Genomic DNA, 7,503 nt, shown 5'->3' with positions numbered 1-7,503 from the left:
GCGGAAATACTGATCTTGCGGCACGAGGCCGCGGTGCTGGGCCGCGAGGTCACCACACCAAAGCCCAGCTGGCCGCACCGGGCCCTGCTCGTCGCCCTCGCCCGACTGCTTCCCCTGCCCCTGCGCAGCCACCAGATCGTCTCCCCGCACACCCTCGGGCGAGAGACGTAGAGCGGCTCGCGCTGCGCCATGAGAACACGGTACTGCGCCGGCAGCTCGGTGTCCGACCGAGGCTGACCTAGCCCGAGCACGCCGTGCTCGCCGCCCTCGCCCGACACCTCCCGAGCCGACTGCGCCGCCACCGCCTGGTCACCCCCGGCACCCTGCTCACCTGGCACCGCACGCTACTGCGATGGAAGTGGAAGCAGAAACCCGCGCGGACCGGACGCTCGAATACGCCGAGCATCACAACACCGGAAGGCCCCACCGGGCCCTGCAACTCCGCGCTCCCGGCGACGACCCGGACGTCATTCCTTTCCCTGCGCAGGACATCCGACGCCACGACGTCCTCGGCGAAGTCACCCACGACTACCGCAGCACCGCCTAACCAAGATCACGGCAAAGCGGCGAACGCGCAGGCCAACCTGCGTGCGGAGCTATTGGCACCCCACAAGGGTGGCCATGGCGCGGAAGACATCCTGCCGGGAAGGTCACGTGCACAGCCGGGTACAGGCTCAAGCGCAGAGTTCCGTGTGCTCCAACTGATGTACATACGGGCTGGTGCCGGGCCTCCGATCGGGAAGTGGCCGGACCGCTCCGAGTGGTCAAGCGCGCCTGCGGCGGCGTTGCGCGCTGGTTTTCGGCCGCCCTGGACAACTCGCACCGGTCCAACGATCTGCCGACTATCGAACGGCCCGCGGGATTGCTCGTCCGGTGCTCGGAGACGAAGACCGGGTAGCGTTCCCGGAGCCGCGGTAGCCGTCCCACCGGTCGTGATGTGACCGACGCCCCGAGCCCGTCGTCGTAGTCGAACTCGGCCATAACCGTCTGCCGGGTCACGACGTCCCACCACGCCGTCGAATTCTCCAGCTCTCTCACCAGCCGCCACTCCGGGGCGTCTCCGATGCGAGTCCGGGAGGGGTCATAGGCCCACGGCCGTCACCGCGGGAGGTCGATGCCGTAGTCGCGGATCTTGCGGTAGATGGTAGCGCGGGAGACTCCGAGCGCTCGGGCGGCTTCGTTCTTGTTGCCCTTGGCGTCGATCAGACTGCGCACAATCGCATCGCGTTCGAGTGCCTCCAGTGGACTGAGCACCCGGCGGGACACCGTCTGACATTCGGGGGGCAGGTCGCTCGGCTCGATCACGCCGAACCTGCGGTTCTGTGCCACGGTGCTCAGGACCTGCCGCAACTGGGCGACGTTCTCGGGCCAGGTGGCGCGCATCAGCAGCCGCATCGCAGCAGGAGAGCAGCTCAGGGTCGTGGCCGAGGTCAGCTTCACGAGGAGGAACGGGACGAGTTCGCGGACGTCCTCGATGTGATGGCGCAGCGGCGGGGCCTCTACGGCCGCGGGGAAGGCGCGCAACAGGTCGGCGAGGCCGTGATCGTGGTCGAGAGGGCGATGGGTTGCCGTCACCCACACGCGCTCTCCGGTCCGGTCCGCGGCCGCGTGCCGCTGGTGCAGGAGATCGGTGAGGGCCCGGATGCTCTCGGGTGGCAGCTGATCGATGTGCCGCAGCACCAGTGCGCCGCTGCTCTGCCGGAATTCCTGCTGCATGCGGGTGCGGAAGGCGGTGGAGTCGACCGCCTCGGCGGCGTCCAGCACGTGGAAGCGACCCGCGGGGTCATGATGGCGGTGCACAGCGCGCAGCAGGGCGAGCTTGCCGGAGCCGGCCTCTCCCTGCACAGTGATCCATTCACCGGCCAGGTAGTGCGCGCGCACCTGGTCGCAGGCGCGCTGCCACACGGCGGAGGAGCCGGCGAGGCCTGGCAGCAAGGGCTGGAAGGCCGACGTGTCGGACTCCAGCCCCGGGCCCGTCCCGGTGAGCCGGACGCGGACCACGCCGCCGGCGGGACCCGATGCGGTGTGTACCGGGGCGCAGGACATCCTGGCCTTCGCGCCACTGGGCAGGTCCACATCGATCACGACACGTTTGCTGCCCATCATCGCCTCGGCCGCGGTGGCCAGCAGCGCGGCCTGGTCCGAGGCCGTGAGCACCTGGCGGGCGTGGTCGTTCATCATGACGACGTCGTTGTTGAGCGCGAACACGATGCCGCGGCTGTGCTGGCAGGCGCGCAAGTACTCCTGGAAAAGCGCGAACTCCCGCAGCCCGGTCAGCGTCGTCAGTTCCCGCTCGATGTGCTCGGCCGTGGCCTTGGCCAGCGCCAACAGCAGGGGTGAGGCGTCACGGCTCCAACAGGTCATGTCCAGCACGCCGAGCATGCGGCCGGAGACGCGATGACGCACCGGCACCCCGACGCAGCCGAACTCCTCGAGGTCCTCGGCGTAGTGCTCGTGGCCGAACACACCGGTCGCCTGGCGGCCTTCCAGGGCCGTGCCGATGCCGTTGGTCCCCACGAACTGCTCGGCGTAGCTGAAGCCCGGGGCGAGCTGCACTCGATCCAGGTGGCGCTCGAGTCGGCGGTCCCCGGTGCGCCGGTCGAGGACGACGCCTGCCGCGTCGGTGAGGATGATGCTTACCGCCTGGTCGCTCATCTGCTCCTGCAGCCGATCGAGGATCGGCGCGGCACTGTGCACCAGGGGAGTCTCGAGATTCGGGTCCTTTGCGTACGGCAGTTGGACGTGGTCGGCAGCGACTTTCCAGCTCTTCGACCGCCACCACGAGGCGGCGATCGTCTCGCGCACCTCGTCCGAGTCGAGGGCCCCGGCCGTCAGGAACCGCTGCCGCGCCGCCGCGAGCACCCGCCCGCGGGGCGGGTGCGGAGCTGGAGCGTCGGAGTGTGTCGAGGGCATCACGTCTCCTGTCCGGCTCGCGACATACCCAAGGTGGGTCGGGGCTGTTGCCACCATGCAACCAAGCCCGGCACATCGGAGGAAGACTGCGGGACCGTCTCATATTGAGACCGCCATCGGCCGGTCATTGCCGTGTCATGACACACGACGTCATCGCCAGGGCCCTTGCGATCGCCGGGGCCTCGGCTGACACGCGGGTGACGAGTGTGGCGACGGTGCGGTCGCGGGCGCCGAAGCTGCGCTTCACCCCTCCCCAGGAGGCATGGAGTGAGCCGACAAAGTCTGAGCAAGGCGCACAAGAAGATCACCGAGCTGTCGTGGGAACCGACCTTCGCCACGCCGGCGAAGCGGTTCGGCACCGACTACAAGTTCGACAAGGCCCCGAAGAAGGACCCCCTCAAGCAGATCCTGCGCTCCTACTTCCCGATGGAGGAGGAGAAGGACAACCGCGTGTACGGCGCGATGGACGGCGCCATCCGCGGGAACATGTTCCGGCAGGTGCAGGAGCGCTGGATGGAATGGCAGAAGCTGTTCCTGTCGATCATCCCGTTCCCGGAGATCTCCGCCGCCCGCGCTATGCCGATGGCGATCGACGCGGTTCCCAACCCCGAGGTACACAACGGCCTCGCGGTGCAGATGATCGACGAGGTCAGGCACTCGACGATCCAGATGAACCTCAAGCGCCTGTACATGAACCACTACATCGACCCGGCCGGGTTCGACATCACCGAGAAGGCGTTCGCGAACAACTACGCGGGAACCATCGGACGCCAGTTCGGCGAGGGCTTCATCACGGGCGACGCAATCACCGCGGCCAACATCTACCTGACCGTGGTCGCCGAGACCGCGTTCACCAACACCCTGTTTGTGGCCATGCCGTCGGAGGCGGCCGCCAACGGCGACTACCTGCTGCCCACGGTGTTCCACTCGGTGCAGTCGGACGAGTCACGGCACATCTCCAACGGCTACTCCATCCTGCTGATGGCACTGGCCGACGAGGACAACCGCAAGCTGCTGGAGCGCGACCTGCGCTACGCGTGGTGGAACAACCACTGCGTGGTGGACGCCGCGATCGGCACGTTCATCGAGTACGGCACCAAGGACCGTCGCAAGGACCGGGACAGCTACGCGGAGATGTGGCGTCGGTGGATCTACGACGACTACTACCGCAGTTACCTCATCCCGCTGGAGAAGTACGGCCTGGTCATCCCGCACGACCTGGTCGAGGAGTCGTGGGACCGGATCTACAACAAGCACTACGTGCACCGCGTCGCCCAGTTCTTCGCCACCGGGTGGCCGGTCAACTACTGGCGCATCGACCCGATGACAGACCAGGACTTCGAGTGGTTCGAGTCGAAGTACCCCGGCTGGTACAACCAGTTCGGCCGCTGGTGGGAAGAGTACAACCGGCTGCGCTACCCGGGCCGGAACAAGCCGATCGCGTTCGAGGAGGTCGGCTACGAATACCCGCACCGCTGCTGGACCTGCATGGTGCCGTGCCTCATCCGTGAGGACATGGTGACCGACAAGGTCGACGACCAGTGGCGGACGTACTGCTCGGAGACCTGCCACTGGACCGACAAGGTGGCCTTCCGCTCCGAGTACGAGGGCAGGCCGACCCCGAACATGGGCCGGCTGACCGGCAAGCGTGAGTGGGAGACGCTCTACCACGGCCAGGACCTGGCGGACATCATCACCGACCTCGGGTACGTCCGCGATGACGGCCGGACACTGGTCCCGCAGCCGCACCTGGACCTGGACGACCCGAAGAAGATGTGGACCCTCGACGACGTCCGCGGCATCACCTTCAACAGCCCCAACGTGCTGCTGAACGAGATGTCCGACGCCGAGCGCGAGACGCACGTGGCGGCCTACAAGGCGAACCCGAACGTCACGCCGGCGGCCTGACGCCAACTCAGACCGGCTCTCGCCGCAGCGCGCAGCCGCGAGCACGCGGCGGCGAGAGCCCCCACTCCGAGGAGCGGCACCATGGCCGACACGCACAAGGTGCGATTCGAACCGGTAGGCATCGAGATCGACGCCGACGAGGACGAAACAGTGCTCGATGCCGCCTTCCGGCAGGGCGTCATGCTGATCCACGGCTGCAAGGAGGGCCAGTGCTCGGCATGCAAGTCCTTCCTGCTCGACGGCGATCTCCAGATGGGCCGGTACTCCACCTTCGCCCTGCCGGACTTCGAGAAGGACGAGGGGTACGTCCTGCTGTGCCGGTCCCACATCTACAGCGACGTGGAGATCGAACTCGTCAACTACGACGAGGACATGATCAGGTCCGGTTTGCCGGTGGTCACCGTGCGGACCGAGGTGGCGTCGATGGCCGAGCTGACGCGGGACATCTCCCTGCTCCGGCTCGCGCTGCCCGCACAGCACGGATTCCGGTTCCACCCCGGCCAGTACGTCGACATCACCATCCCGGGCACCGATGAGCACCGCTCGTTCTCCATGGCCAACATCTCCGCGGCCGAAGGGGTCCTGGAGTTCATCATCAAGCGCTACCCGGGCGGCAGATTCTCCGGCCTGCTCGAGGACGGCCTCACGGTGGGCGACCCCGTGGAGGTGACGGGCCCGTACGGTGCCTTCACCCTGCGGGTCAGCTCCGACCGCCGGCTGGTGTTCGTCGGCGGCGGCGCCGGGATGGCTCCCATCCTGGCACTGCTGCGCCAGATGGCCGAGAGCGGTAACGAGCGGGAGGCGGTCTACTACTACGGCGCCCGGACCGAAGCCGATCTGTTCCATCTCGAGGAGCTGGCCCACCTCACGGAACAGCTGGGCGGCTTCCGGTTCGTGCCCTGCCTCTCCGAGAGCCGGCCACAGGACTGGGCGGGCGAAAGCGGCCTGGTCACCGACGTCCTCAGGCGGTGCGAGCAGAACCTGGCGGACTGCGACGTCTACCTGTGCGGCCCGCCCCCGATGATCGATGCCGCCCTGCCGCTGCTGCAGGACATGGGCGTGCGCGAAGAACAGATCTTCTTTGACAAGTTCACCGTCACGGCGGCCGCCGAGGACTGACGGGACGCCGGCGAAAGCCCTGTCCACCATGCACGACACAGAAAGGTGTGCGCTCATGAGCCCCGCGGAAAAAACCGCGCCGAAGAGCTTCCCCCGACTCGAGTTCACCGGGGCAGAAGCAGGCCTGAAGGAATTCCCCGGCTCGAAGAGCCGCTCGTACAACTACTTCACGCCCCAGAAGATGCGGGCCACGATGTACGAGGACGTCACGGTCGACGTCCAGCCAGACCCGGACCGCCACCTCACACAGGGCTGGATCTACGGGTTCGCCGACGGCAAGGGCGGCTACCCCCAGGACTGGACCGAGCTGCGCTCCGGTGACTGGCACTGCTTCCTCGACCCGAACGAGGAGTGGGAACAGACCATCTACCGGAACAACTCCAACGTCGTACGGCAGATCCAGCTGAACCTGGAGAACGCCAAGAAGGCCGAGGCGTACCGCAGCTGGCCGACGGCGTGGGTGACGTTCCTGGAGCGGCACCTGGGTGCGTGGATGCACGCCGAACACGGCCTGGGCATGCACGTGTTCACCTCGGAGCAGCGCTCCGCACCGACCAACATGATCAACACGGCGATCGCGGTGAACAGCGCCCACAAGCTGCGTTTCGCCCAGGACCTGGCCCTGTACAACCTGGATCTGTCCGAGGCCGGCATCGGATTCGACGGGGCGGTCCACAAGAACACCTGGCACACCGATCCGGTGTGGCAGGGAGTGCGGGAGAACGTCGAGAGGCTCACCGCCATCGGTGACTGGGCCGAGTCGCTGTTCGCCACCAACGTGATCTTCGAGTCCCTGGTTGGCGTGCTGTTCCGCAGCCAGCTGGTGATGCAGGTCGCCGCACGCAACGGCGACTACGTGACCCCGACGCTGGTGGGCACTGGAGAGCACGACTACGACCGCGACCGGCGCTACACCCGGGCGCTGTTCCGCATGCTCGCCACGGACGACGCCCACGGCAAGCACAACCGGGACGTCCTGCAGAGCTGGCTGGAGACCTGGGTGCCGATCAGCGTCAGGGCGGCGCGCGAACTCCAGCCGATCTGGTCGCAGCCCCAGGACCAGGTGGTCACCTTCGCCGACTCCTGGGACAACGCGGCCGGCGGATTCAGCGCTCTGCTGTCCGACCTGAACCTCTCCGAGCCGAAGGGACTCTCACGGTGACCGTCAGCAACGACCCGAAATTCGGCAGCAACCGCACGTTCTCGAACCTGTGCGGCGTGACCCTGATGAACAACCAGAACGGTCACGTGGTCGCAGAGGTGATGCGCGGCAAGCCCGGCGTGTCCGTCGAGGAGTACCCCTCCATGATCCGGGTCGACGGAGAGGGAAAGCTGCTGTTCGACTTCGACGAGATCACTGAGGCGATCGGCTTCGAGTTCGACCAGTCCGACTTCGAAGAGATCATGTCGACGCACTACGGGCGGATGGTCCACTTCGACGACAAGACGATGCTCTTCGCCAGCCCGGAGGAAGCGGCGGAGTACATCGACTTCGATCTCAAGCCGGTCCGGTAGCGCCCTGCACATCGGCAGCAGCACCGGTCCGGGGAGTGCGCCCGTCGG

The 7,503-nt window shown here is 67.1% G+C and carries 6 protein-coding genes; 5 read left to right on the top strand and 1 reads right to left on the bottom strand.

Annotated features, from left to right (window positions below; all coding sequences use genetic code 11):
* Positions 1 to 352 precede the first annotated feature (352 nt).
* Entirely contained in the window at positions 353 to 547 is a 195-nt protein-coding gene (locus VXC91_RS27115) for a hypothetical protein (RefSeq protein ID WP_329509960.1), read from the top strand.
* A 551-nt stretch (positions 548 to 1,098) separates the two neighbouring features.
* Here the strand turns inward: VXC91_RS27115 and VXC91_RS27110 are convergent.
* Positions 1,099 to 2,913: a sigma-54-dependent Fis family transcriptional regulator gene (locus VXC91_RS27110; protein ID WP_329509959.1), complete on the bottom strand. Its 1,815-nt coding sequence runs from the start codon at positions 2,911 to 2,913 to the stop codon at positions 1,099 to 1,101.
* A gap of 267 nt (positions 2,914 to 3,180) precedes the next feature.
* Here VXC91_RS27110 and VXC91_RS27105 point away from each other — a divergent pair, with 267 nt between their 5' ends.
* The 4 genes from VXC91_RS27105 to mimD all read left to right on the top strand — a co-directional run bounded on the left by VXC91_RS27105 (position 3,181) and on the right by mimD (position 7,455).
* Positions 3,181 to 4,821, top strand: a complete 1,641-nt coding sequence (locus tag VXC91_RS27105) for a ferritin family protein (protein ID WP_329509958.1) — start codon at positions 3,181 to 3,183, stop codon at positions 4,819 to 4,821.
* An 81-nt stretch (positions 4,822 to 4,902) separates the two neighbouring features.
* The gene (locus VXC91_RS27100) at positions 4,903 to 5,940 is read left to right on the top strand and encodes an FAD-binding oxidoreductase (protein WP_329509957.1); all 1,038 of its coding nucleotides are present in this window, start codon (positions 4,903 to 4,905) and stop codon (positions 5,938 to 5,940) included.
* A 55-nt stretch (positions 5,941 to 5,995) separates the two neighbouring features.
* A complete protein-coding gene (locus tag VXC91_RS27095) occupies positions 5,996 to 7,102 on the top strand; it encodes an aromatic/alkene monooxygenase hydroxylase subunit beta (RefSeq protein ID WP_329509956.1) in 1,107 nt (368 codons plus the stop codon).
* Entirely contained in the window at positions 7,099 to 7,455 is a 357-nt protein-coding gene (mimD, locus tag VXC91_RS27090; RefSeq protein ID WP_329509955.1) for a propane 2-monooxygenase effector subunit MimD, read from the top strand. Before VXC91_RS27095 ends, mimD begins: the two co-directional genes overlap by 4 nt.
* Positions 7,456 to 7,503 lie beyond the last annotated feature (48 nt).

It is taken from the genome of Streptomyces chiangmaiensis (assembly GCF_036281785.1).
Taxonomy (GTDB): domain Bacteria; phylum Actinomycetota; class Actinomycetes; order Streptomycetales; family Streptomycetaceae; genus Streptomyces; species Streptomyces chiangmaiensis.
Note: the sequence above shows the minus strand (reverse complement) of the source record. Positions and strands in the feature narration are given on the sequence as shown.

Bases quoted from the DNA above. Each gene is read 5' to 3' on its own strand.
- VXC91_RS27095 (WP_329509956.1), top strand. From the start codon at position 5,996: ATGAGCCCCGCGGAAAAAACCGCGCCGAAGAGCTTCCCCCGACTCGAG.
- VXC91_RS27100 (WP_329509957.1), top strand. From the start codon at position 4,903: ATGGCCGACACGCACAAGGTGCGATTCGAACCGGTAGGCATCGAGATC.
- VXC91_RS27110 (WP_329509959.1), bottom strand. From the start codon at position 2,913: ATGCCCTCGACACACTCCGACGCTCCAGCTCCGCACCCGCCCCGCGGG.
- VXC91_RS27115 (WP_329509960.1), top strand. From the start codon at position 353: ATGGAAGTGGAAGCAGAAACCCGCGCGGACCGGACGCTCGAATACGCC.